Genomic DNA, 24049 nt, shown 5'->3' with positions numbered 1-24049 from the left:
GCGGCAAGGCTGGCTGATGAGAGGGGTCTTATGGACGAATCCTATGCCTTCCTGAATCAGCCGGGTGTCGGCTTTTTCTCGATGATCATCATTGGCCTCATCGCCGGATGGGTTGCCGAAAGGGTCACGGAAAGCAATCACGGGCTGCTGACGAACCTGTTCATCGGCATCATCGGCGCATTTGTTGGCGGAGAGCTGGCCTCCTTGCTGGATATTCCGGTGTTCGGCTTTTTCCGCACACTTGTTGCCGCGATTGTCGGCGCCATCATCCTGTTGTGGGTGTGGCGCGCCATTCGTTCTCGCTGAAGGAGCCGGAATGGGCCTTATCACGTCTGTCATAGTCGGCATCATCGCCGGTTTCATCGCCGCAAAGGTGATGCGCTCCAGTGGCGGCCTGTTCACCAATCTGGTGGTGGGCATTCTGGGCGGCATGCTCGGCCGCTGGGTGGCGGAACTGCTGAACCTGACCTATATCAGGCCGGATCTTCTTCTGGATCAGATTGTCGTGTCCTCCTGTGGCGCCATTCTGCTGCTTGCGATCTGGCGCACAGTCAAGGGTTCAAAGCCGGCCTGATCCGGCAGCAACAGGCCGCTGCGTGCGGCTGGCGTGACGCCGGGGTTCTCCGGCGTCACTTGGCCTGAGGTGCTGGCAGGCGCGGTATTCAGCCGGGCATGCTCTCGTGTTTGGAAAGTCTCGATGGTCACTCTGATCGATACGCTGAAGCAGCGTCCGCGCCACCCGGAAAAGGCACATCGGCCCATGACCGAGGTGCTGCGCAAACCGGACTGGATCCGCGTGAAGGCACCGGGTTCGGCCGGGTGGTCCGAGACAGCCGGCATCGTGCGCGCCAATGGCCTGCATACGGTGTGTGAAGAGGCAGGCTGCCCGAATATTGGCGAGTGCTGGGAAAAGAAGCACGCCACTTTCATGATCATGGGTGACACCTGCACCCGTGCCTGCGCCTTCTGCAATGTGCGCACCGGCATGCCGGCTCCGCTGGATGTGGATGAGCCGCAGAAGGTGGCGGAAGCGGTGGCCAAGCTGGGCCTGTCCCATGTGGTGATCACGTCTGTGGACCGGGATGACCTGGCGGACGGCGGGGCGCAGCATTTCGCCGAAACCATTCTGGCCATACGCGAGCACAGCCCTAAAACCACGATCGAGATTCTCACTCCCGACTTCCTGCGCAAGGATGGCGCATTGGAAGTGGTGGTGGCGGCGCGGCCGGATGTGTTCAACCACAATCTGGAAACCGTGCCCTCAAAATATCTGAAGGTGCGCCCGGGTGCGCGCTATTTCCACTCGCTGCGCCTGTTGCAGAAGGTGAAGGAGATTGATCCTGCCATCTTCACCAAGTCCGGCATCATGGTGGGGCTCGGTGAGGTGCGCAATGAGGTGCTCCAGCTGATGGATGATCTGCGCTCGGCCGATGTGGATTTCATCACCATCGGGCAATATCTCCAGCCCACACGCCAGCACCACAAGGTGGAGGCCTTCGTGACGCCGGATGAGTTCAAGGCATATGAAACCGTGGCATATGCGAAGGGCTTCCACATGGTGTCATCCAGCCCGCTCACCCGTTCATCCCACCATGCGGGTGAGGATTTCGAGAAGCTGCGCGCGGCCCGCGCGGCCCGGCAGGGGCGGGCCTGATCTGCAGTGCCTGCCTTTTCGAACACACGCCTCGTGAAGCATTCCGCCGCCGATATGTTCGATCTGGTGGCGGATGTGGAGCGCTATCCCCAATTCGTGCCGCTGTGCCAGGCCCTGCGGGTCAAGCGACGCACGCAGTCGGATGAGGGTGTCGAGATCCTGGTGGCGGACATGACCGTCGCCTACAAGATTGTCCGTGAAACCTTCACCTCCCGTGTGATGCTCGACAGGCCGCGACTGGTGATCCATGTCGAATATCTGGACGGGCCCTTCAGCCGGCTGGACAATCGCTGGGAGTTCGTGCCCAAGGGCGAGAAGGCATGTGAGGTGAAGTTCCACATCTCCTACGAGTTCCGCTCCCGCACCCTTGCGGCCCTGATGGGCGCGATGTTCGATGCCGCTTTCCAGCGCTTTGCCGGCGCTTTCGAGGCGCGCGCGGATGAGGTTTATGGAATTGCCGGATCTGCCGGCACAGCCTGAGAACAGGGCTGGTTTGAAAAAAGGCCGGAAGAGCGCTCTTCCGGCCTTTTTCATCTGGCGTATGCTAGGCTCAGGCCTTGCCGACAGTCAGGTCATGGGTGTGCTGGGCAATCATCAGCTCTTCATTGGTCGGGATGACCAGAACCTTCACCCTGCTTTCCGGCGTGGAAATGGTGATGGCGTTGGCCTCATTGGCCTTTTCATCAATCTGCACACCCAGCCATGCCAGCTTCTCGCACAGCGCGGCGCGCACGGGGGATGAATTCTCGCCAATGCCGGCCGTGAACACCAGAACATCCAGCCCGCCCAGAAGGGCCGTATAGGCCCCCACGGTCTTGGTCAGCGTATAGACGAAATAGTCAACCGCCAGCCGGGCATTCGGGTCCGTGCTTTCCTGAAGCGCGCGCATGTCGCCGGTTATGCCGGAGAGGCCCAGAAGCCCACCTTCAGCATAGAGGGCCTTCTCAAGGCTGGCCGTGTCATAGGCGCCGGAGCGGATCAGATAGAAGAGGGCATCGGCCGGCACATCGCCGGAGCGGGTGGCCATGGGAAGGCCCGTGAGGCCGGCAAAACCCATCGTGGTTTCAATGCTCTTTCCATCGAGCAGGGCGCACATGGAGGCCCCGCCGCCCAGATGCCCCACAATCACGCGCCGTGCCTCCGGCGCATATTTGGGCACCTGCCGGTGGATATAGTCATAGGAAATGCCGTGATAGCCCCAGTGGCAGGCTCCGGCATCCCGCGCCTTTTTCGGCAGGGCGTAGATCTGTGCCACTTCCGGCATGGTGCGGTGGAAGGAGGAGTCAAAAACGGCAACCTGCGGCAGACCGGGGAAGACCTCCGCGATAGCGCGTGCGCCCAGCACTTCATAAGCCTGATGCGAAGGCTCCATACGCTTGAGGTCATCAAGATAATCGATGATCTCGGCTGTCAGCACGGTGGGGCCGCTGAAGCGTGTGCCACCCAGCACCACGCGGTGGCCCGCCGCCTTTACCTTGATATTGTCCTCATGCTGCTCCAGCCAGTTGATGATAAAGTTCAGCGCCTGCTTGTGGCTGATGGCGTTATCCTTACCCCATTCATGGGCATCAATCGGCTTGCCATCGGCGGTCTTTGCAATGAAATGGGGATCGGTGGACATGCTGTCGATACCGCCACGACAGAGCAGTGGCAGGCTCTTGCTGTCATCCAGCTTGTAGGCACCGAATTTCAGGCTGGTGGAACCAGAGTTCACCACGAGAATGGCGTCGGTCATCAGATACTCCGTGAGATGAAGGGTGCGATCCAGACTATGCGGCCCGTCCGCGCGGATGGTGAGGCGCGAACGGGCCGGCCGGCTCAGTCGGCTGTGGCGGGCAGGATCGCGGAAGGGTTGCGGACCAGTGCATCTGCGTAAAGAACGGCTGCTGCTGCGGAGAAACGGCGCGCCTGGGCCGTATCCGCACGGCTTGTGAGCATCACCGGCACGCGCGCACCAACGACAAGGCCGGCCGTCTGCGCATCCGCCATGAAGACGAGATTCTTGTAGATCATGTTGCCGGCTTCGATATTCGGCACGAGGAGCACATCCGCGACACCTGCAACCGGAGACGTGATGTGCTTGATCTTTGCCGCCTGTGCATCCACGGCTGCATCAAGATCCAGCGGGCCATCGACAATGCCCCCGACAATCTGCCGGCGATCCGCCATCTTGGAGAGAATGGCGGCATCCGTCGTGGCTGCCATGCGGGTGCGGACCATTTCAACCGCGGCCAGAACGGCGACCTTTGGCTGTTCAATGCCAAGAGCAATCGCAAAGCCGATGGCATTCTGGCAGATGTCGCGCTTCTGGTCCGTATCCGGTGCAATATTCAGCGCCACATCAGTCACCACCACGCGGCGGGCATAGGTGGGGATGGAGAGCAGCGCGCAATGGCTGAGCAGGCGGCCCGTGCGGAGCCTGTTCTCCTTCTGCACCACGGCATGCAGCAGCACATCCGTATGCAGGCTGCCCTTCATCAGCGCGGCGACCTCGCCATTGCCCGCGGCCTGAGCGGCCTTGGTGGCGGAATCTTCCTCACTCTCCGTGGAAATGATCTTGCAGCCGGAAATATCCAGATTCGCGTCCGCGGCGATTTTCCGGATTTCGGTTTCCGGGCCGAACAGCACGGGGACGATGAGGCCGGCAGATGCGGCATCCAGCGCCCCTTCCAGCGCATCCACGCTCAGGGGATGGACAACAGCGGTAGGCATGGGCTTGAGGCCCTTGCAGCGCTCCAGCAGACCTTCCAGCCGGTGTCCGGCCAGCTCTGTCCGGGTTGATGAGGCCGGAGGCGAGACCAGAATGGTGGCGGTGGCGATCTCTGTGCCATTTGCCGAGGCCACACCATCGAGAAGAACGGTTTTGTCACCCGGATGGGTTTCCCGCACGGTGACCCGCAGGCTGATTTCCGGCCCCACGGGCAGGGGCGCTTTCACATCCACATTCAGCGCCCGCACCGTGCTGCCGGGGCCGGGCAGGCTGGAGCCGACAAGGCCGGCAAAAAGCGAGGAAAGAAGACCGACAGCGACCTGCCCGGCCGCATCTCCGGCCAATGGCGCACCATCTGCGAAGGCATTTGCCCATGCACGTGCATCCGCTGCCTGAAGGGCGCGGCTGGAAGTGGCGCTGTCACCGATCTGAAGTTCGGCGAACGTCTTGTTCGCAAGGGTTGGCATCGAGGGTTCTCCTGGATTTTCACCAGGGGCATGCCGATGCAGAACGGACCGCCCCTGGTCTGCCGTTGATCACGGCGGATGGACATGCGGACAGGTTCTCGTTTGAAGAGGCGAGGGGAGAAACTCCCCTCGCCGGACCGCTATCAGGAAGCGGCGATAGGCTTGTTGATGATGCTCTTGGCTTCGCGCCGGTCGGCAATGGCGAAGTACAGCAGCTTCACCAGATCCATCACCACCATCCAGATCAGGACATAGACCCAGACCAGACCGATCATGCTCCACGGCAGGGGCGGCACAAGGCCGACGCCGAAGGCGCAGATCAGAACGGCGACGATCTGGGTGCCCACCACTGCAAGGAACAGCGGAGCACTGGGATAAGGCGGGCAGAACAGCGAGCCACGCGTACGCACCACGAAGAGCAGCAGATGGCCGCCGGCAGCAAGCTGAAGGAACAGCATGGTCTGCAGATGCGGGAAGTCCATGTGCATGAACTCCATGAGGCTGCTGTTCTTCATCCAGTACATGCAGATCATGACAAGGCCGAAGCTCTGCACCAGCGCCATCAGGCCCATGATGGACGAGAAGATGATGATGCGGTGCATGTTCCACTTCACGGGTTGTGAAGCGGGTTTCACATTGTCATAGGCAATGGTCATGATCGGGATGTCATCCAGCAGCGCCAGAACCACGATCATGATGGCCGTGAGCGGCTGGAAGTCGAACACCAGATAGCCGAGCACAACGACCAGCATGATGTCGATGGTCATCGCGATGCGGTAGTACACATAGCTGGTGATGCGCTCGAAGATCGCGCGCGATTCATTGATCGCGTTGACGATGGTCGAGAGGCCGGGGGCGGTGAGGATGAGAGCCGCAGCGCTGCGGGCAGCATCCGTTGCACCACTCACGGCCACGCCGCAATCGGCCTGCTTCAGGGCCGGGGCGTCGTTCACGCCGTCGCCGGTCATGGCAACGATATGACCACGCTCCTGAAGCGCCTTCACGATTTCGAACTTGTGCTCGGGGAACACGCGACCGAAACCGTCCGCCTGCTCAACGGCGCGGGCGGCGTCCAGCGGAATATGGTTCGGGTCCATATCCTTGCTGAAGACATTGGAGGCCACCAGCAGGTTGGAACCGATGCCCAGCTCGCGGGAGATCTCGGAGCCGATAGCCACGTCGTCACCGGTCACCATCTTCACGCCGAGGCCAAGCTTCTTGGCTTCGGCAATGGTGGCCTTGGCATCCGGGCGCGGCGGATCAAGCAGCGGCAGAAGGCCGAGCAGGGTCCAGCTCTTGCCGCCATCCTCGGAGCGCGCAACGCCAAGCGCACGCGTGCCGTGGGAGGCAAGCTCGGAAACCTTGCCGAAATAGACCGGCCCGTCGCCTTCCGTTGCATCTTCCTTGATGCCGCACAGGGCGGCGATCGCCTGGGGCGCGCCCTTGGCGAACTGGAGCTGCTTGCCATCGGGACCGGTGACAATGCCGACAGTCTTCTTGTTGACCGGATCGAAGGGCACAAAGTCCACGACCTTGTACTGGTCGAGCACCTTGGGGTCCTTCAGCGCCTTCACGACAGCCATGTCGATGGCATCCGTGCTCTGGCGCTGGCTCGCGATGGCGGCACCCACGACAAGGTCATCCGGCTGCGTGCCGGAGAAGGGGATCGGCGTCTGCAGGGCAAGCTGGTTCATGGTCAGCGTGCCGGTCTTGTCCGAGCACAGCACGTCCACGCCGGCCAGTTCCTCGATCGCCGACAGGCGGGACACGATGGCCTTCTGCTTGGACAGGGCCAGCGCACCCAGAGCCATGGTCACCGACATGACGGCCGGCAGGGCGACAGGCACCGAGGCCACCAGCAGAACCAGAACGAACTGGGCGATTTCACCCGCTTCAGACCACTTCCACACACCATCCGACGCCAGATCACGCCACACCTGCGTGCCGATGAGGATCACGGCCAGGATGACAGCGAGAAGGATCAGGAAGTCACCGATACGGGTAACGGCCTGCTCGGCATGGGACTTGGCGCCGGCAGAAGCCACGAGCTTGGCCGTGCGGCCAAAGAAGGTGTTGTTGCCGGTTGCCGTCACCACACCGATCATCGACCCCTGACGCGCGATGGAGCCGGAGAAGCCGTTGTCGCCAATCTTCTTGGAGACGGGCAGGGACTCACCCGTGAGGGCGGCCTGATCAACGGAAAGATACTTGCCGTCAAACAGCACAACATCCGCCGGCAGGATTTCACCGCCCGCAATGGTGACGACGTCACCGGGGACGATATCCGCGGCATCGACCTCGACCCAGGAGCCGTCACGCAATACATGCGCCTTGAGCGCGAGGCCCTTCTTCAGGGCAGCCAGGGCGCTGGCCGCCTTGTTGTCCTGCCAGAAGCCGACAGCCGCATTATAAAGCAGCAGGGCCGTGACGACGATGAAGTCCGGCCAGTCCTGACGCAGCAGCGAAATGATGGCTGCAGCCTCGATCATCCATGCGATCGGGCTCCAGAAATAGCCGAGGAGCTTCTTCCAGCGGCTTTCTTCATGGGCCTCGATCGAGTTGGGGCCATATTTGGCAAGGCGCTGCTTGGCCTCGGCCGAAGAAAGGCCCTTCTCGGAAGACTGGTTGTTCTTGAAAACAGCAGCGATACCCGCTGCATCAAGCGTTGTTTTCTTTTGTGCACCCGAAGATGCGCTGGCGGCTGCGCCTGAGGGCGCAGAAGTTCCTGCAACTGTTGCTGAGGCCGTCGGCGACATGGAGTCCCCCATTCCTGTGTGCGGCACTTCATATTTCGATGCTGCCAGGCAATGCGTGCCTGACAGCATCATGCATTAGGGTAGAAATACCCTGTTTTGATTGCTCACTAAGCCCTTATGAGCAAATCCGAGGACTACTCACCCGCCGGAGCAAGCTGGTGAGTGCTCTCATTTGTGGGCACGCTGTTGTTCGCGGCCAGGGTCAGGGATGCGCCTTTCGGGGCGTTGACATCGAGAATCTGGGCGATCTTCTGCGTGCGCTGAGCCGCGGCAGGACTCAGGGCACCCTGCGCACTCGCGATGGAAACAACTTCATTCAGAAGCTTCTGTCGTTGATCCTTGTCAGTAACCAGATCAGACAATGCATCAATCGCCTTGTCCTGGTGCTCATCGAGCAGGATCATGAAGAACTGCTCACGCACCATCGACTTGAAGTCTTCAACGGAAAGATCCATCAGATTCTTGCGGGCGATGTTCAGCGCTTCAGCCGCACGCTCATCCAGCACGCGTTCCGCGGACAGGACATAGAGGACGGAGCGGATCAGCGCCTCGTTGAAGCCGCCGGCATGGACGAGAGAGGCAATTCTCTCCGCCTTCTGCTTGCGCTCTTCCAGCGCCTGCGGGCTCACGGCCGGCAGCTCGCGCACCTTCTCCCCATCATTCAGGCCAAGCAAGCCCTGCACTTGAGGAGAGCCGAAGATGCCGAAGAAGGTCTGCTCCATGGCACGGTCCCGCGCATCGCGGAACAGGTTCAGAGAGTTGTTGATCTGGTCGGAGATCTGCTGCTGGAAGGCAAGCAGGGGGTTGTCCTGCTTCGTGGTGACGCGCTGCTCACGTACCTTTTCAGCCAGCTGGGCCACAGGCTTCATGAACGGGTTGCTGTCTGCAAACAGCGTATAGCTGAGGCGCAGCGGGTTGGCGTCAATGAGGAACTGGGCCAGTTGCGGGGTCGCGAACGCCTTGACGGCCGGGCGCAGGAAGGTGCGATAGAGAGAGTGGTTGATCTCGCTCAGGCGCTTGACGGCCGCGAAGGCGCGGTCATCTTCCGGCGTGTTGCGGCCATAGGCGCGCAGGTCATCAAATGTGCGCATCTCGAAGCGGCTGTGCCATGCGGGCTTGCCGGCCTTGATGTCTTCCTCGCTGGCCGGGGTGATGACCAGCTCGAACAGGCCGGGCGGCAGGCAATCGATGAAATTCATCAGCCGCACCATTTCCTCGTCCTCTTTCGCCCCCACCTTGGCGGAGACGAAAATGGCGAGATGGCCAACCTTCTGGTTCATGCAATAGACAACCGTGCGGCCCTGGGCGCGCATGTCGTCCACATCCTTGTACAGGTCCAGAATCCAGCCCAGGGTCTGCGGCGGCGGGCTGATATTGTCACCCAGCGAGGTGAACACGATGATGGGCGATGTAATGTTGCGAAGGTCGAAGACCTTGCCGTCGCTGGAGCGGAGCTCGTTGCGGGTGAGCTTGTCACCAATGAACATTTCATCGACGAGATACTGGATTTCACCCCCGTTCAGGAAGATGAAGTCACCCCACCACTTCTCAAAGCCGAGATAGCGCGGGCCATCGGTGTCGATATTGGCATAGACATCATACTGCTTGCTCCACAGCCAGTTGGCCGGGTTCAGCCCGTCGAAGTTCAGGATGAGCCATGTGCCATCGAACTTGCCGCCGGTGAGATCGCTCACCAGTTCGGTGATCCAGGAGCCGCCGAGCAGACCGCCGGCATAGCGCATGGGGTTCTTGCCATGCTCGCCCTGCCAGTAGGACATGGGAGAGCCGGCGACCATGGTGGGGCCGAACAGGTCCGGCCGCAGCATGGCGACCATGAGGGTCTGATAGCCCGCCTGACAGTTGCCGATGGCGAAGGGGCGCGGCGCATCAGGGTGAAGGCGGACGATATGTTCAAAGAACTTCACCTGGCCTTCCACCACATCGAGGAAGGTCTGGTTCGGCTCGGGCTGGGCCGAGAAGCCGATGAAATAGACCGCATGGCCATTGGCCAGCGCATCGCCGATTTCGCTCGAGGTCTTGAAGCCGCCAATTCCCGGGCCCTGGCCAGCACGCGGGTCCACAACCACCACGGGGCGCTTGCTGGGGTTGATGACGGTGCCTTCCGGGGGAATGATGCGCGAAAGGGAATAGTTGATCGGACGATCCAGTGAACGGCCGCTGACAAGGATCTCGTGATCGAAGGTTAGAACGGTCGACATCGGGCGCGATGTCATGTCCTTCTGCTCGTTGCCCCGCTGGCGCAGCAGATCAAGGAAAAGAATGCTCCTTTGCCAGGCATCTACCGCATAGTTGGGAAGAGGTGCGGAGCTGGTGGCCTGAATGCCCCAGTTCTTGGCCTGATCCGCAACGGATGCGAGAGGCGCGGGCAGGGTCCAAGGGCCGATTGTAACGGTAGAGGTCGTGGTGGGTTCACCGGACATTACATCCTCCTGACAGGAAAGCATGGCACGGGGCATTGACGGCAGGTCACGCTGGGTAAAACGAGACGTGCCAGGAAACAGTCATTCCTAACTTCTCGTTAAGAATTTAGGGGTCGGCCTCATCGAAGGCAACTGTGTATACGCCTTCTGAAGATTATTTTTTGCAGCGCAATAACATATGACAATCTAAGTCGCTGTCTGTACTGGCTTATTTTCGGATTCTCGGGCCGGGATGACGGTGCATGGAGGGCCTGTGTCGTTTCGGCGTCTCGAAAATCCATTTTATTTCAATGGGATATGCGGCTGATGTTGTGGTCTGTCCATGTGCTTATGGTGGTATTATGGTCTTGTCAATGCATTCCTGGATGAAGCGCATGATTTAGAGTAACCTTGCCACATGGTAATGTGGGGCGATCATCTGTTTTTCTGAAATTATAATAATATCAACGCGGTGCATGCCGCCGTTGATGTGCCTCAAATGTTTTTACATGGAATTCCAGAATTTCCTGTCGCCGCAAAGATTATGATCCTGGAATTTTGCCTGTTTGTTGTGCGAATACAGAATCGTGGATGAGGCGCGCCATGCTCCGGCAAGCGGCTGGCACGCCTTCAGCGGCCCCGCCTGTGGTGCGCCCTTCGCATATGCGCTAAAGGGCTTATAATGCTCGCCTTATGGCTCATTCAGCATGTGCGAGAAGCGGGGCGACATGAGAGATTTCACCTGCCTGTATGCTCACGACTTTCTGCGGGTTGCGACCTGCGTGCCCCAGGCCAGCGTTGCAACGCCTGATCTGGCGGCCGAACGCACCCTGGAGCAGGCAGCCGAGGGCAGTGCGCGTGGCGCGGCAGTCATGCTCTTTCCCGAGCTGGGCCTTTCCTCATATGCCATAGATGACCTGCTGTTTCAGGATGCGCTGCAGGCTGCCGTGGATGATGCGCTGGCGCGGATCATCACCGCCTCTTTTGATCTCTATCCCGTGCTGGTGGTTGGCGCGCCCCTGCGCTGGGAGGGGCGGCTCTATAATGCGGCCATTGTCATCCATCGCGGGCTGGTTCTGGGGGTCGTGCCCAAGAGCTATCTGCCGAACTATCGTGAATTCTATGAGGCGCGGCATTTCACGCCCGGCGCACAGTTGCGCGGGCAGACCATCCGCGTGGCCGGGCAGGAGGTGCCTTTTGGCGTTGACCTGCTGTTCCGCGCGACAGGAGATGTCCCCTTCACCTTCCATGTGGAGATTTGCGAGGATCTGTGGGTGCCGCTGCCGCCATCCTGTCATGCCGCCCTGGCGGGGGCAGAGCTGCTGCTGAACCTTTCGGCCAGCAATATCACCATCGGCAAGGCGCGCATCCGCAAGGAGCTGTGTGCGGCGCAATCGGCCCGCACGGTTGCGGCCTATGCCTATTCTGCCGCCGGGCCGGGCGAGTCCACAACAGATCTGGCCTGGGATGGACAGGCCGCGCTGTTTGAGTGTGGTGAGCTTCTGGCAGAAAGCGCACGTTTCCCGGATGGCTCGACCATGGTGATGGGCGATGTGGATCTCGGCCGGATCCGGCAGGAGCGCATGCGGCTGAACAGTTTCGGCGCCTGCGCGCAGGTCGAGGGGCAAAAAGGCGGAGCCTTCCGCACCGCAAGCTTCTTCATGCCCGCGCCGGGAGAGCCTGTGGCGCTGGAGCGCAATGTGCCGCGCTTTCCCTTTGTGCCGGCCGATCCCGCCCGCCTCCGGGAGGATTGCTACGAGGCCTACCAGATCCAGATACAGGGCCTTGCCCAGAGGCTGCGCTCAACGGGCATGCAGCATGTGGTGATTGGCGTTTCGGGTGGGCTGGATTCCACACAGGCGCTGATTGTCGCCGTCAAGGCCATGGACCAGTGCGGCCTGCCGCGCACAAATGTTCTGGCCTATACCCTGCCGGGCTTTGCAACCTCTGACGAGACAAAGGCCAATGCCTGGGCCCTGATGCGCGCCCTTGGGGTGAGCGCGGAGGAAATCGACATTCGCCCTGCCGCGCGGCAGATGCTGGCGGATATGGGCCACCCCTTTGCGGAGGGCGAGGCGGTTTATGATGTGACCTTCGAGAATGTGCAGGCCGGGCTGCGGACCGATTATCTGTTCCGCCTTGCCAACCAGAAGCGGGCTCTTGTGGTCGGTACGGGGGATCTTTCAGAGCTGGCTCTGGGCTGGTGCACATTCGGTGTGGGGGATCACATGTCCCACTACAATGTGAATGCCTCCGTCTCGAAAACGCTGATCCAGCACCTCATCCGCTTCGTGGCGCATGAGCCGGACATGCGCGGGGAGATCGCGGACATTCTGGAAGCCATTCTGGCAACCGAAATTTCCCCGGAACTGGTGCCCGCTGCTCCCGGTGCCGCCATCCAGTCCACCCAGCAGATTGTCGGGCCCTATCCGTTGCAGGATTTCACCCTGTATTATCTGACCCGCTATGGCTTCCGCCCATCCAAGATTGCCTATCTCGCCCACCATGCCTGGCATGATGCGGGGCGGGGCGGGTGGCCCGGGGCATTGCCGGAAAATGAGCGCCGGGCTTATGACCTGCCCGAGATCAAGCACTGGATGCAGGTGTTTCTGGGGCGTTTCTTCACCAGCCAGTTCAAGCGTTCCACCCTGCCGAACGGGCCGAAGATCTCGTCTGGCGGGTCGCTCTCCCCGCGCGGAGACTGGCGTGCCCCATCAGATGCGGGCCCCGGCCCCTGGCTGGATGAGCTGAACCGCAACGTGCCCGATTGAGCCGGTTCCGCAGCTTTTCCTCCCTCTGGTCCTGTCTTGTGAGGAGACGATATCTTGTCCTCCCAGCCTGCGAGTGATCTGCGTGCTGTGCGCAGCAGTTATGGCGATGTGCGTTTCAGCTTCAGGCCCGGACAGAATGCTGTGGAGGGCGGATACCATATTGATGTGCTGGACCCTGAGGGGCACAAAATTCTGCGCACCCTGGAGGTGACAGAGCCGCCGCGGGCCGATGGGCTGATCACGGTCGATTATCCGGTTGGCGATGCATCGGAGGATTTCGGCTTTCCGCCGACATGGCTGGCATGGCAGGTGAGGGCGGGCAAGGAGGCCCCGGTGAAGGCCGCCGGTGATGTGGTGCTGGATAATCCGGCGATCATCAGGAAAATGGTTGTCCTCGGTATCAATTCACTGGTTGGCGGCTATTTCAATGATCTGTCAGACCCCAGCAATCCCGGCGGCACGGGGGCTGAAGGGCGTCGCGATCTGGTGGCCGCGGCCACGTTTCGCCGCCGCTATGCGGAGCTGGCAGGGTTGAAGGAGGTGGAGGTTCTGCCCCTGATGACTGTCGTGGGTTCCAGCCCCATCAATCCGATGCCGTATCAGAAGGGGTTTGATCCGAACAATTACTGGTGGAACCCGGACAGGAACGAGCCCGGCCCCAATCTGCTGATGGCAGACAGGATTGTCCGTGAAACCGGCATGGCGCCAGCATATTTCGTTGAATCCGGCCCCGGTGAGACGACAGGTATCATGCACGCCCCGAAGGAGATGCGCCCGGCCATTCTGGAGGCATGGCGCAAATCGAATATCGCCATGCTGAAATGGATGCGGGAGCACTGGGGGAATCCTGATCTGGAAATCTGGTTTCAGGGGGCGACAAGCTCATTCTGGGGCGAGGATATTCCCCCCACGGAAGTCAATGCCGAGGGCGCGCAACTGCTGCGGGATCTGCAAACCCGCATGGCGCTTGAGGATGAAGGCTTCAAGATGGGCAGTTATGTGCCGCGTGCCCATGACTGGCAGACCTATGCCAATGAAATGGAGCTGGGCGTGGGCTGGATCCATTACACCGTGGATGGCTATCACGATGCCGCCCGTGAGATGGCGGAATCCATGGCCAGAAACCGCAACATGGCGCTTGATCCGCCGGAATGGACAACGCTGCGTGTGGTCGAGGATATCCATGGTGCAAAGCAGGCCAATGGGGATAACCGTGTTGAATGGAAGCCGCGCCCCGGGGCAAAGGGGTGGTGGTATGTCAATAAGCGTGCCGATACGAAGGAGGTCATAAGCTCCGGTGTGCTCAGCGTGCCGCATTTTATTTTCACCGCGGATGAGCAGGTGCGCGAATATGGGGGGCAGGGCAGCTATATGGTGATGGAGATTGGCGAATACAGCCCATCCTCAAATATCCGTGGGCCGGGAACCATGTTTGAGGGCACGGTGGAATAATCATGCCCTGCCGAGACATCGCCGAAAGCATGCGCTTTATGTTTCCACGATGTCAGAACGTCCCGTCGATCTGTCTCCGGTGAACCACCGCCAGTTTTCCTGCAGCACCAGCCGTCCAGAGGCATCGCGGGCGGGTGGGGATGGAGTGGCAGTGGCTGGCCATCACCTCGCCAGCCTGATTGATGTGGTGATAAACGAAATCCAGTTCCCTATTCTCCAGAACCGTGCCGAGCAGATCGCCTTCACGGATCACGCCGCCGGAGTAGTCGCCACTCAGGATAGCCCCGTTCTGGCGGTATCTGAAAACGGTCTCAGTGCCTGTTTCCCCGTTTTCACTGTTGGAAAGTACCCGGAAACATCGTCCATCATAGTTCATGATATGGCCCGCCGCCCTGTTTTCACGTGAACTGCTTGCGATGATGGGTGGCACAGCATGGCAGCAATAACCAGAGAACCCTTGCAAGCGGGGCGTGGATAGGTCATCTCCACGCAAATTTCCGTGGACTCATTTCATGAACATGCTGCGTATTTATTGGCGGGCTCTGGTGCTGCTTGGGCCTCAGGCGAAGATGGGTGCTGTGCTTGCAGTCTCCAATCTTGCGCTGGCGCTGGCCCAGTTTGCCGAACCGATCCTGTTCGGCCGCATCATCGAGGCGCTGGTGCAGGCGCAGGCTTCATCCCGCATCCCGACCTTTGGCGAGATGACGCCCTTGCTGGCGGCATGGGTGGGCTTCGGCCTGTTCAACATTGCCGCCGGCGTTCTGATCTCCCTGCATGCGGACCGGCTTTCGCACCGTCGCCGGCTGGGGGTGCTGACCCAGTATTTCGAGCATGTCCTCCAGCTGCCCCTGAGCTATCACGGGGAAACCCATTCCGGGCGGCTGCTGAAGGTGATGCTGGAGGGCGTCAACGCGCTCTGGGGCCTCTGGCTCTCCTTCTTCCGGCAGGACTGTGCGGCGATCATCTCGCTGGTGGTGCTGGTGCCAGTGGGCATCTGGATCAACTGGCGGCTGGGGCTCATCCTCATTGGCCTGATGGTCGTGTTCGGCCTCATCACGGGTTATGTGGTGCGCCGCACCGAGACCATGCAGAAGGAGGTGGAGGAATATAATTCCAGCCTTGCCGAACGCACCTCGGATGCCCTGGGCAATGTGGCGGTGATCCAGAGCTTCACCCGCGTCGAGGCCGAGGTGAAGGACCTGCGCAACACCGCCGCCCGTGTGCTGGAGATCCAGATCCCCGTTCTTTCCTGGTGGGCCGTGGTGTCCATGACCACGCGCGCCGCCACCACTCTCACCATTCTGGTGATCCTGCTGGTGGGCACCTGGCTTTATATTCAGGGGCTGGCGGATATCGGGCAGATTGTGACCTATGTGGCTTTTGCCAATCTGCTGATCGGCAAGCTGGATGCCACTGTGAGCTTTTTCAACCGCCTGCTGATGTCTGGCCCGCGGCTGAGCCAGTTCTTCCAGGTTCTCGATACGGTTGGTGCGGTGCGCGATGCGCCCGATGCCAGGCCGCTTGAAAATGTGAAGGGCGATGTCGTCTTCGATCGGGTCTGCTTTTCCTATGATGGCAAGCGCCCGGCGCTGGAGAATGTGAGCCTGCATGCCGCGCCCGGCCAGACCTTCGCTCTGGTGGGCACCACCGGTGCCGGCAAATCCACAGCTCTGGCCATGCTCCACCGTGTGTTCGATCCGCAATCGGGGGCGGTGCGGATTGATGGGATGGATCTGCGCCATGCCACGCTTGAGTCTCTTCGCGCATCCATCGGCGTGGTGTTTCAGGAGCCTCTGCTTTTCAATCGCTCGATCGAGGAAAATCTGCGCGTCGGCAAGCCGGATGCTACCGAGGCGGAGCTGCGAGACGCCTTGCGGCGGGCGCAGGCGCTGGAGCTGGTGGAGCGTAATCCGCTGGGGCTGAAGGCATTGGTGGGGGAGAGGGGCAGGGCCCTTTCCGGGGGAGAGCGGCAGCGCCTCTCCATCGCACGCGCCATCCTCAAGAACCCGCCCATTCTCATTCTTGATGAAGCCACCAGCGCGCTGGATGCGGCGACCGAGGTGAAGGTGCAGGCGGCTCTGGAAGAAGTGATGCGTGGCCGCACCACATTCGTGATCGCCCACCGTCTGGCGACCATCCGCCATGCTGACCAGATTCTGGTGTTCGAGCATGGCCGGGTGGTGGAGCAGGGGACGTTTGACCAGCTTGTTGCGCATGACGGGCGCTTCGCCACGCTGGCCCGCGCCCAGTTCATGGCAGAAAAGAAGGATGCTTCGGCAGAGGCCTGATGCGTGTTCGAGGTTGCGCCTTTCAGGCGCAGCCTCTCATGCCCTCTGATCCGCTTTGCGGCCATTGCACCAGCGCCAGGGTCTTCAACCCGCACAGCTCCAGCCCGGTAGCTACCCAGTCACAAGGGGAGCGCATGAATGGGCCTGCCTATGTGATGGGCGATAGAGAGCGCGCAAGCATGAGTACACATGCATATGCTCCGGCAGGATCATGTCCTTGCCAGAGTAATAGAGCGTGAAAATCCATACTCTCCCGAAGGAGATATTGATTATTCAAATTTCAGGGAGAAGAAGTAAGTGGCGGGAGTGACGGGGCTCGAACCCGCGACCTCCGGCGTGACAGGCCGGCGCTCTAACCAACTGAGCTACACCCCCGTGTCGGTCACCGCTGTCAGCGCCGCCGGAGTGAGACGCTAGATATAGGAGCTCTTTTTTTTCGTCAAGCAGCCCCTGTCACATTCCGGACAAGGCCTGTGGACATCTTTCTGGAATCGTTGCCAACTCTATATTTGGGGCCTCCCCTGTCATGGCTGTTGTCTCCTGCCATGGGGGTGCGAAAATGCTCTTTCATGCAGGGTGATGGAATCAAGGTGGGAACATGCCAGTGAATCGCCGGATAAAACTGCCGGATGGGGAGAGCATTCCCGCCTTGGGGCAGGGCACCTGGATGATGGCCGAGCATCCGCACCAGCGTGCGCAGGAAATCGCGGCATTGCGCGCCGGGCTCGATCTGGGGCTGACGCTGATCGATACCGCGGAAATGTATGCGGATGGAGGCGCGGAGACTCTGGTGGGCGAGGCGATAGAGGGGCGGAGGGATGAGGTTTTCCTCGTTTCCAAGGTCTATCCTCATAATGGCACGCGGGCCGGTGTCATGGCCGCCTGTGAGCGCAGCCTGCGCCGGCTGAGGGTGGAGCGGCTGGATCTTTATCTGCTGCACTGGCGCGAGGAGATTCCGCTCGAAGAGAGTATCGCCGGGTTCGAGGCGCTTCAGGCGGCGGGCAAGATCCGCATGTGGGGTGTCAGCAATTTTGATGTGACGGATATGGAGGATCTGTTCGCCGCTGGCGGTGCGGCCTGTGCCACCAATCAGGTGCTGTATAATGTGACCCGGCGCGGCCCTGAATATGACCTGTTCCCGGCTCTCTCTTCCAGAGGCATTCCGCCCATGGCCTACAGCCCGCTGGAGCAGGCGGCCCTGCCGAAGGGAAGCGTGCTTGAGGCCATTGGGCGCAAGCATGGCGCGGATGCCTATCAGGTGGCCTTGGCATGGGTGCTGAGGCGGCCGGACATGATTGCGGTTCCCAAGGCTGGAGACCCTCGCCATGTCGCGGCGAATGCCCGGGCGCTGGAGCTGGTGCTGGATGAAGAGGATCTGGCTGCGATTGATGCCGCCTTTCCCCCGCCATCCCGGAAACGCCCGCTGGAGATGATCTGAAGGGCGGGAGCTGTTTCAGGCAGGCTGACCGGCCAGATGGTCCAGCAGGGCGCGCGCGGCATGCGAAGGTTCCTCGCCCGCGCATGTGCATAGGGAGAGGCGGCGCACGGCCCATCTGTCCGTCAGGCGAAGCATGGCCAGTGTGCCGGACCTCAAATGGCGGCGCGCGGCAGTCTGCGGGACAATGGCTGTGCCCGCACCATCGGCAACCATGCGGCAGATGGCATCGAAGCCGGGCAGGCGGAGGCGTATTTTCTGTTCGGTTCCGGTCTTGCGGGCCTGTGTCCCGATATGCTCCTGCAAGGCGCCGCCCATGAGAGCGATGAAATGATCGCCAAGCAGATCGGCAAAGGCCACGCGCTTTTGTGTCGCCATGGCGTGGCTGCGCGGGAGGATGGCGACCAGCCGGTCTATGGCGAAGGGGCGCAGTTCAAGCCCTGTCGTATCCACCGCATCGGAGAGAACCCCGATTTCGGCAAAGCCGGCGGAAACGGTGCGGGCAATATCCACGCTCTGCCTTTCACGCAGGTCGATATCCATGCGTGGATTGGCGGCCAGCCAGGGGCCAAGGCGGGCCGGAAGAAATTCCGTAATGGCTGCCGTATTCGCCACGATGCGAATGGATGTGCGCAGCGCGCGCGCATGTTCACCAAGCTCGCCCCGCATCTGTGCAATCTGATGCAGAATGAGACGGGCATGATGGGCAAGCGCCTCTCCTGCTTCCGTCAGCTGCACGCCGCGCCTTCCACGCTTCAGCAGCAAGACCTGTCCATCGGCCTCCATGTTACGCAAGCGCTCACTGGCGGCCGGCAGGGACAGGCCAGCCTGTGCCGCCCCGTGCGTGATGCTGCCAGCCTCCGCCACGGCAAGAAACAGGCGCAGGTCTGTGAGATCAAACCGCATATGGGCAGGTTAGGGCAGAATCAGCCTTCGGGCCAGCCGAAGCCTTGCTGCGTGAAAGCCGCATTGTGGATGGGGCAGGGTGCTTTATGCCGGAGGCATGATGGATCATTCTTTCCTCCTCATTCTGGCGGTTTTCGCCACCTTCTCTCTGGCCGGTTTCGTCAAGGGCGTCACCGGAATGGGGCTTCCGACGGTTGCCATGGGCGTGCTGGGGGCCTTGCTCTCGCCGCTGGCGGCGGCAAGCCTGCTCATCGTGCCCTCATTCATCACCAATGTCTGGCAATTGCTGGCGGGCCCGCATGTCGGCAAGCTGGTGGCGCGCCTGTGGCTGATGATGATCGCGATCATCCTTGGCACCCTTGCCGGCTCGGCAGTGCTGACAAGTGGAGACACCAGTCTCGCCACGGCCGCGCTTGGGGCGGCGCTTGTCATCTATGCCGCCTATACGCTTCTTGCACAGCCCCTGCGGATTCCCTCGCGCGCTGAAGGCTGGCTTTCACCGCTGGTGGGCCTTCTCACGGGCATTGTGGCGGGCGGCACAGGGGTCTTTGTCATTCCGGCGGTGCCCTATCTTCAGGCGCTGGGGCTGGAGAAAGAGGATCTGGTGCAGGCGCTGGGGCTGTCCTTCACTGTATCCACCATGGCGCTGGCCGGAGGGCTGGCATGGCATGGCGCGTATCAGTTCGACAATCTGGCCGCATCCGCCCTTGCCATCGTGCCCTCGCTGCTGGGCATGTGGGTGGGGCAGAAGCTGCGCGGGCGGATCAGCCAGCCGGTGTTTCGCCGCTGGTTCCTGATCTGCCTTTGCGTGCTTGGTGGCGAGATGCTGTTCAGTTCGGTTCTTTGAACTTCGCCTTTTTTGCCCTGAATTCGGGCAGGGTGGGCTGAGTCTGTCGCGAATGTGTCCGCCTGCCACATGTTCGGGGGTAATCTGAGACCTCTTCCCGATCTTGCGCCAGCCGCCGTGCCTTTAACCGCATTTTAAGGTTAATGCCGCAGGGTGCCTGCCCATTTTCCGTTTACGACGGAGCGGGGGTGCGTTTCCCGTTGATTCTGAAAGGGTTCCATTCTGTCGGTCGGAAGGTGTGCCGCTGATCACCTGCAACCCGATGTGACGGCAAAGCCACAGCTCCGGGCCATTCAGGCCCCGCAGGCCATGCCGGCCCTTCCAGTGCCGTGATGCCGCCATAAAACGCCATGAAACCGGAAGGTGAAGCGGAGCAGTGCAGTTGCGGGTACGGCTTGCAAGTGCATCTGACGTCGCTTTGTTCGAGGTATGAGCAAAATGCGGAAGCATTCGGTGGCGTTTCAGTCAGTTATCATGAGTGTGGTTGTCACGGGCCGCAGGCATGCGCGCAGGTTGCCGGTTTCTTCCCGCCACCGGGGCGCCGTAGGGTTGCCTTGTCTCGGCCCCGATATTGCCAATGCTTCCTGCGATGCTTCCAGCATTATGTCGATGAATCATCTTTCTCTTCAGGGCGGCGCGCCCATGCATCACAGGAGCCTTGCGGGCCATCGCCCGGCCGCACGCCCTTCTTGGTGTTTTGCTGGTGCCCTTTTTGCCGGAATGATGGGCATCTGGCTCAGCGTGCCACAGGCTCATGCTTTCGATGGCACCGCTTCCAACGGGCTTGACCCGCAGATTTTGACGCCCCCCGCCAATGTGCCGCAGGCTCCGGCGGTGGTCACCGTGGATGAAGCCTTCCGCACCGGCGCCCGCGCCCTGCGTTCCGGCGAGACCGCCAAGGGGCTGGATGCCCTGAGCTATGCCGCCGCGCAGGGCCATGCCGTTGCGCAGTGGAAGCTGGGGCGCATCTATGCGGATGGTGACGGCGTCACCCGCGATGACGCCAAGGCGTTCCGCTATTTCAGCAATATCGCCAACTCCCACGCGGAAGACTATCCGGGCACGCCGCAGGCGCGCTTTGTGTCGAACGCCTTTGTCGCCCTGGGGTCCTACTATCTGGTGGGCATTCCTTCCGCCGGTGTCGCGCGGGATGAAAACCGCGCGCGGGACATGTTCTCCTACGCCGCATCCTATTTCGGTGATCCAGAGGCCCAGTATCGTCTGGGGCGCCTGTATCTGGAAGGCATCAATGGCCACCGCAATACCCGCAGCGCCGGCCGCTGGCTGACCCTTGCCGCACAGAAAGGCCAGTTCGAGGCCCAGGCTCTTCTGGGTGAGCTTCTGTTCCGTGGGGCGGACGGGATCGTGCGTCAGCCGGCACGCGGCCTGATGTGGCTGACCCTGGCGCGTGATGGGGCCGCCCGGCCTGAGGACAAGTGGGTGGTTGACCTGCACGAGGAAATCTTCGCCGAAGCCTCGCAGGAGGATCAGGCCAAGGCATACAGCTATCTGGAAAAGTGGCTGAAGACAGCGCAGCGCTGAACATGAGCGGGGGCGCACCCCATCAGGGCAGCTTGGCCCCGCACTCTGCCGGGTGATGGGGAAGGGCTGATCCGAGCCCATGTGACATGTTCAACTGCGAGCCTGTCCAGATATGATGGGTCGGCGAGAGGGCATCCGGCTGATCCAGAGTTCCGATCGTGATATCGACCTCGCTCTCCTGCGCCATATCGAAGAGGATCGGGCTGCCGCATGCGCCACAAAAGCCGCGCCTGACACCGGGCGAGGATTCGAACTGGCGCAGCATTCCCCGCACCATATGGAAAGCCCCGCGCGGCACGGATGCCCATGGCACTGCCGATGCGCCGGAAGCGCGTCTGCACATGGTGCAATGACACCAGAAGGCGCTGGTGACAGAGCTGATGCGATAGCGGACCTGCCCGCACAGGCAGCCGCCCTCGATGGGTGTGCGGAACCTTCCGCTCATGCGGAAAGTGAGAATTCCGCCCACACGGGCACATGGTCGGAAGGCTTGGTCCAGCCACGCACATGCTTGTCTATGCCTGTCGCCACCAGCTTGTCCGCCGCCTGGGGAGAAAGCAGCAGGTGATCGATGCGGATGCCCTTGTCGCGTTGCCAGGCTCCGGCCTGATAGTCCCAGAAGCTGTAGAGGCGGGCGGCATCGGTGGTGGCGCGCACGGCTTCTGTCAGTCCCAGATTGAGGAGGCTGCGGAAGGCGGAGCGGGTGCGTGGCAGGAACAGCGCATCATTCACCCACGCCTCCGGCTCCGCGGCGTCTATGGCGGCGGGAATCACATTGAAATCCCCGGCGAGAATGAGAGGCTCTTCCAGCTTCAGCCGGTCCTCGGCCAGAGCTGTCAGGCGCTGCATGAAGCCCAGCTTGTAGGGATATTTTTCCGTATCCGGCGGGTTGCCATTGGGCAGATAGAGGCAGCACACGCGCACCACGCCGCCCTTTACCGAAACAACCGCCTCGATAAAACGGGCCTGCGTGTCCTCTTCATCACCCGGCAGGCCATGGGTCACATCCTCCAGCGGCAGGCGGGAGAGCAGGGCGACGCCGTTGAATGTTTTCTGCCCATGGACAGCGACATTATAACCCAGTGCCTCGAAAGGCTCGCGCGGGAAGGCTTCTGTCTGGCACTTGATTTCCTGAAGGCAGACCACGTCTGGCTGGGTTTCCTGCAGCCATGCAATGGCGTGGTCCAGCCGCTGGCGAATGGAGTTGACGTTCCAGGTGGCGATGCGCATGTCGGGGCGGCTCCTTTGGGCGGCAGGATAAGCCCTGAGCCCGGGGCGGCAAGAGGGCTGCGGTGTGAAGATGTGAGCCGGGCTGGGTGCATCGCGGCTTGCATGTGCGGCTAAAGGGTGGCATGCACACACCCGAACTGGAACAGGTGGAAGTGGGCGTATGACGTTCGCGTCAATCGAATTTCTTTTTTATTTCTTTCCGCTGTTCCTGGTGAGTTATTTCTCCGCGAAGACCATCACGACGCGGAATTACATATTCCTTGCCTTTTCACTCGTATTTTATGGCGCGGGTTATACACCGCACATTCTCATCCTCCTCGTCTCGGTTGCGGTGAATTATTATCTCGCCTTGGCCATTGACCAGAGAGAGGCGGGAGAGCGAAAGCGGGTGCTGGCCTATGGCGTCACCTTCAACCTCGCCTTGCTCGGTGTGTTCAAATATACCGGCTTTATCATTGATAATGTGAATGATGTGGTGGGGCCAATGGGGCTTCACCTTCCCGTTCCGCAGATTTCACTGCCGCTTGGAATATCCTTTTATTCATTCCATGCGATTTCCTATCTTGCCGACATCTACAAGAAGAAGGTGCGGGCGAACCGGGATTTTGCGCAATTCTCCCTCTATATGTGCATGTTCCCGCAGCTGGTGGCCGGCCCCATCGTGCGCTACTCCACCGTGGCGCGCCAGCTTTCGGAGCGGCGCACCACATGGGGGCGCTTTTCTGCCGGTGCACGCCTTTTCGCCATTGGTCTGGGCTGGAAGGTGCTGATTGCGGATGAGGTGGCGCGGCTGGTGGATGGTGTGTTCGATGCCACAACCAACCCCACCTTCATCGAGGCATGGCTGGGCCTGTATGCCTATACCATCCAGATCTATTTCGACTTTGCCGGCTATTCCACCATGGCCGTGGGGCTGGGCGTGATGGTGGGCTTTGCCCTGCCACGCAACTTCCGCATGCCTTATACGGCGCGCTCCATCACCGAGTTCTGGCGGCGCTGGCATATGAGCCTGTCGGCCTTCCTGCGGGACTATCTCTATATTCCGCTGGGTGGAAACCGGAAGGGCGAGTATCGCACCTATATCAACCTCTCCATCGTGTTCCTGCTGTGTGGCCTGTGGCACGGGGCGAGCTGGAATTTTGTGATCTGGGGCGCACATCACGGCGCGTTCCTGATTCTGGAACGGGCGTGGCTGGGCAAGGTTCTGAAGAGGCTTCCGGGCTTCATCTCCCAGTTTTATGCCGTTGTTGTGGTCATGCTCGGCTGGGTCTGGTTCCGTGCGGATACGCTGGATGGGGCGGTGCAGATGTTCCAGGGTCTGGCCGGGTTCAATGGCCTGTATCGTGAATCCATGGCGCTCTATTTCGGCCTGTACCCGCTTTCCGTGGCGGCGCTTGTGGGCGGCGGACTCATCGGCTTCATCCGCTGGCGGCGGAACCGGCTGTTTGGTGGCGAGGGGGTGTTGTCGGCCATTGCGGATTATGCCCTCATTGCCGCCATCATGGTGCTGAGCGTTATCTGGGTTGGGGGCACGACCTCCACGCCCTTCCTCTATTACCGGTTCTGATGCC

General features: G+C 61.0%; 19 protein-coding genes and 1 tRNA gene. 11 read left to right on the top strand and 9 right to left on the bottom strand.

Annotated elements, in window-relative coordinates; all coding sequences use genetic code 11:
• Positions 1–30 precede the first annotated feature (30 nt).
• The 4 genes from ACT6QG_RS04745 (at position 31) to ACT6QG_RS04730 (ending at position 2134) form a co-directional block, all read left to right on the top strand.
• On the top strand, positions 31–306 hold the full coding sequence (locus tag ACT6QG_RS04745; protein WP_444976431.1) for a GlsB/YeaQ/YmgE family stress response membrane protein: 276 nt from the start codon (positions 31–33) through the stop codon (positions 304–306).
• A 10-nt stretch (positions 307–316) separates the two neighbouring features.
• Positions 317–574: a GlsB/YeaQ/YmgE family stress response membrane protein gene (locus tag ACT6QG_RS04740; RefSeq protein ID WP_444976430.1), complete on the top strand. Its 258-nt coding sequence runs from the start codon at positions 317–319 to the stop codon at positions 572–574.
• 123 nt (positions 575–697) lie between these two features.
• Positions 698–1654 (top strand): lipoyl synthase, encoded by a 957-nt coding sequence (gene lipA / locus ACT6QG_RS04735; RefSeq protein WP_444976429.1) that lies wholly within the window; start codon positions 698–700, stop codon positions 1652–1654.
• A 6-nt stretch (positions 1655–1660) separates the two neighbouring features.
• A complete protein-coding gene (locus ACT6QG_RS04730; protein WP_444976428.1) occupies positions 1661–2134 on the top strand; it encodes a type II toxin-antitoxin system RatA family toxin in 474 nt (157 codons plus the stop codon).
• 70 nt (positions 2135–2204) lie between these two features.
• On the opposite strand, the gene ACT6QG_RS04725 is transcribed toward ACT6QG_RS04730, so the two are convergent.
• The 4 genes from ACT6QG_RS04725 to ACT6QG_RS04710 all read right to left on the bottom strand — a co-directional run bounded on the left by ACT6QG_RS04725 (position 2205) and on the right by ACT6QG_RS04710 (position 10028).
• The gene (locus ACT6QG_RS04725; protein WP_444976427.1) at positions 2205–3389 is read right to left on the bottom strand and encodes an acetate/propionate family kinase; all 1185 of its coding nucleotides are present in this window, start codon (positions 3387–3389) and stop codon (positions 2205–2207) included.
• 83 nt (positions 3390–3472) lie between these two features.
• A complete protein-coding gene (locus tag ACT6QG_RS04720) occupies positions 3473–4831 on the bottom strand; it encodes a bifunctional enoyl-CoA hydratase/phosphate acetyltransferase (RefSeq protein WP_444976426.1) in 1359 nt (452 codons plus the stop codon).
• Positions 4832–4974: 143 nt separating this feature from the next.
• Positions 4975–7587 carry a plasma-membrane proton-efflux P-type ATPase gene (locus ACT6QG_RS04715; protein ID WP_444976425.1) on the bottom strand — a complete coding sequence of 871 codons (2613 nt, stop codon included), beginning with the start codon at positions 7585–7587 and terminating at the stop codon, positions 4975–4977.
• Between the two features lie 134 nt (positions 7588–7721).
• Positions 7722–10028, bottom strand: coding sequence for a DUF3141 domain-containing protein (locus tag ACT6QG_RS04710; protein WP_444976424.1), 2307 nt, complete (start codon positions 10026–10028; stop codon positions 7722–7724).
• Positions 10029–10735: 707 nt separating this feature from the next.
• Between ACT6QG_RS04710 and ACT6QG_RS04705 the strand changes: the two genes are divergently transcribed.
• Together ACT6QG_RS04705 and ACT6QG_RS04700 are read left to right on the top strand one after the other, a co-directional pair.
• Entirely contained in the window at positions 10736–12778 is a 2043-nt protein-coding gene (locus ACT6QG_RS04705) for an NAD(+) synthase (protein ID WP_444976423.1), read from the top strand.
• Positions 12779–12832: 54 nt separating this feature from the next.
• The gene (locus tag ACT6QG_RS04700) at positions 12833–14230 is read left to right on the top strand and encodes a hypothetical protein (RefSeq protein ID WP_444976422.1); all 1398 of its coding nucleotides are present in this window, start codon (positions 12833–12835) and stop codon (positions 14228–14230) included.
• Positions 14231–14282: 52 nt separating this feature from the next.
• Here ACT6QG_RS04700 and ACT6QG_RS04695 read toward each other — a convergent pair whose 3' ends face one another.
• The gene (locus tag ACT6QG_RS04695) at positions 14283–14606 is read right to left on the bottom strand and encodes an avidin-fold protein (RefSeq protein ID WP_444976421.1); all 324 of its coding nucleotides are present in this window, start codon (positions 14604–14606) and stop codon (positions 14283–14285) included.
• A gap of 136 nt (positions 14607–14742) precedes the next feature.
• Between ACT6QG_RS04695 and ACT6QG_RS04690 the strand changes: the two genes are divergently transcribed.
• Positions 14743–16518, top strand: a complete 1776-nt coding sequence (locus ACT6QG_RS04690; protein ID WP_444976420.1) for a glucan ABC transporter ATP-binding protein/ permease — start codon at positions 14743–14745, stop codon at positions 16516–16518.
• 298 nt (positions 16519–16816) lie between these two features.
• Here the strand turns inward: ACT6QG_RS04690 and ACT6QG_RS04685 are convergent.
• Positions 16817–16893, bottom strand: a tRNA-Asp gene (locus tag ACT6QG_RS04685).
• Between the two features lie 223 nt (positions 16894–17116).
• Between ACT6QG_RS04685 and ACT6QG_RS04680 the strand changes: the two genes are divergently transcribed.
• Entirely contained in the window at positions 17117–17956 is an 840-nt protein-coding gene (locus tag ACT6QG_RS04680; protein WP_444976419.1) for an aldo/keto reductase, read from the top strand.
• Positions 17957–17971: 15 nt separating this feature from the next.
• Here the strand turns inward: ACT6QG_RS04680 and ACT6QG_RS04675 are convergent, their stop codons facing one another.
• On the bottom strand, positions 17972–18859 hold the full coding sequence (locus ACT6QG_RS04675; protein ID WP_444976418.1) for a LysR family transcriptional regulator: 888 nt from the start codon (positions 18857–18859) through the stop codon (positions 17972–17974).
• Between the two features lie 97 nt (positions 18860–18956).
• On the opposite strand from ACT6QG_RS04675, the gene ACT6QG_RS04670 reads away from it, so the two are divergent.
• Both ACT6QG_RS04670 and ACT6QG_RS04665 read left to right on the top strand, forming a co-directional pair.
• Entirely contained in the window at positions 18957–19706 is a 750-nt protein-coding gene (locus ACT6QG_RS04670; protein ID WP_444976417.1) for a sulfite exporter TauE/SafE family protein, read from the top strand.
• A gap of 720 nt (positions 19707–20426) precedes the next feature.
• Positions 20427–21248, top strand: a complete 822-nt coding sequence (locus ACT6QG_RS04665) for a tetratricopeptide repeat protein (protein WP_444976416.1) — start codon at positions 20427–20429, stop codon at positions 21246–21248.
• Between the two features lie 22 nt (positions 21249–21270).
• On the opposite strand, the gene ACT6QG_RS04660 is transcribed toward ACT6QG_RS04665, so the two are convergent.
• Positions 21271–21693: a GFA family protein gene (locus tag ACT6QG_RS04660; RefSeq protein WP_444976415.1), complete on the bottom strand. Its 423-nt coding sequence runs from the start codon at positions 21691–21693 to the stop codon at positions 21271–21273.
• Positions 21690–22478 (bottom strand): exodeoxyribonuclease III, encoded by a 789-nt coding sequence (gene xth / locus ACT6QG_RS04655; protein ID WP_444976414.1) that lies wholly within the window; start codon positions 22476–22478, stop codon positions 21690–21692. The genes ACT6QG_RS04660 and xth overlap by 4 nt, the downstream gene beginning before the upstream one ends.
• Positions 22479–22689: 211 nt before the next feature.
• Here xth and ACT6QG_RS04650 point away from each other — a divergent pair, with 211 nt between their 5' ends.
• Positions 22690–24045 carry an MBOAT family O-acyltransferase gene (locus tag ACT6QG_RS04650; protein WP_444976413.1) on the top strand — a complete coding sequence of 452 codons (1356 nt, stop codon included), beginning with the start codon at positions 22690–22692 and terminating at the stop codon, positions 24043–24045.
• Positions 24046–24049 lie beyond the last annotated feature (4 nt).

It is taken from the genome of Haloleucobacter ellipsoideus, from assembly GCF_052491725.1.
The sequence above is the reverse complement of the archived record's forward strand: the minus strand, read 5'-3'. Positions and strand labels throughout refer to the sequence as shown.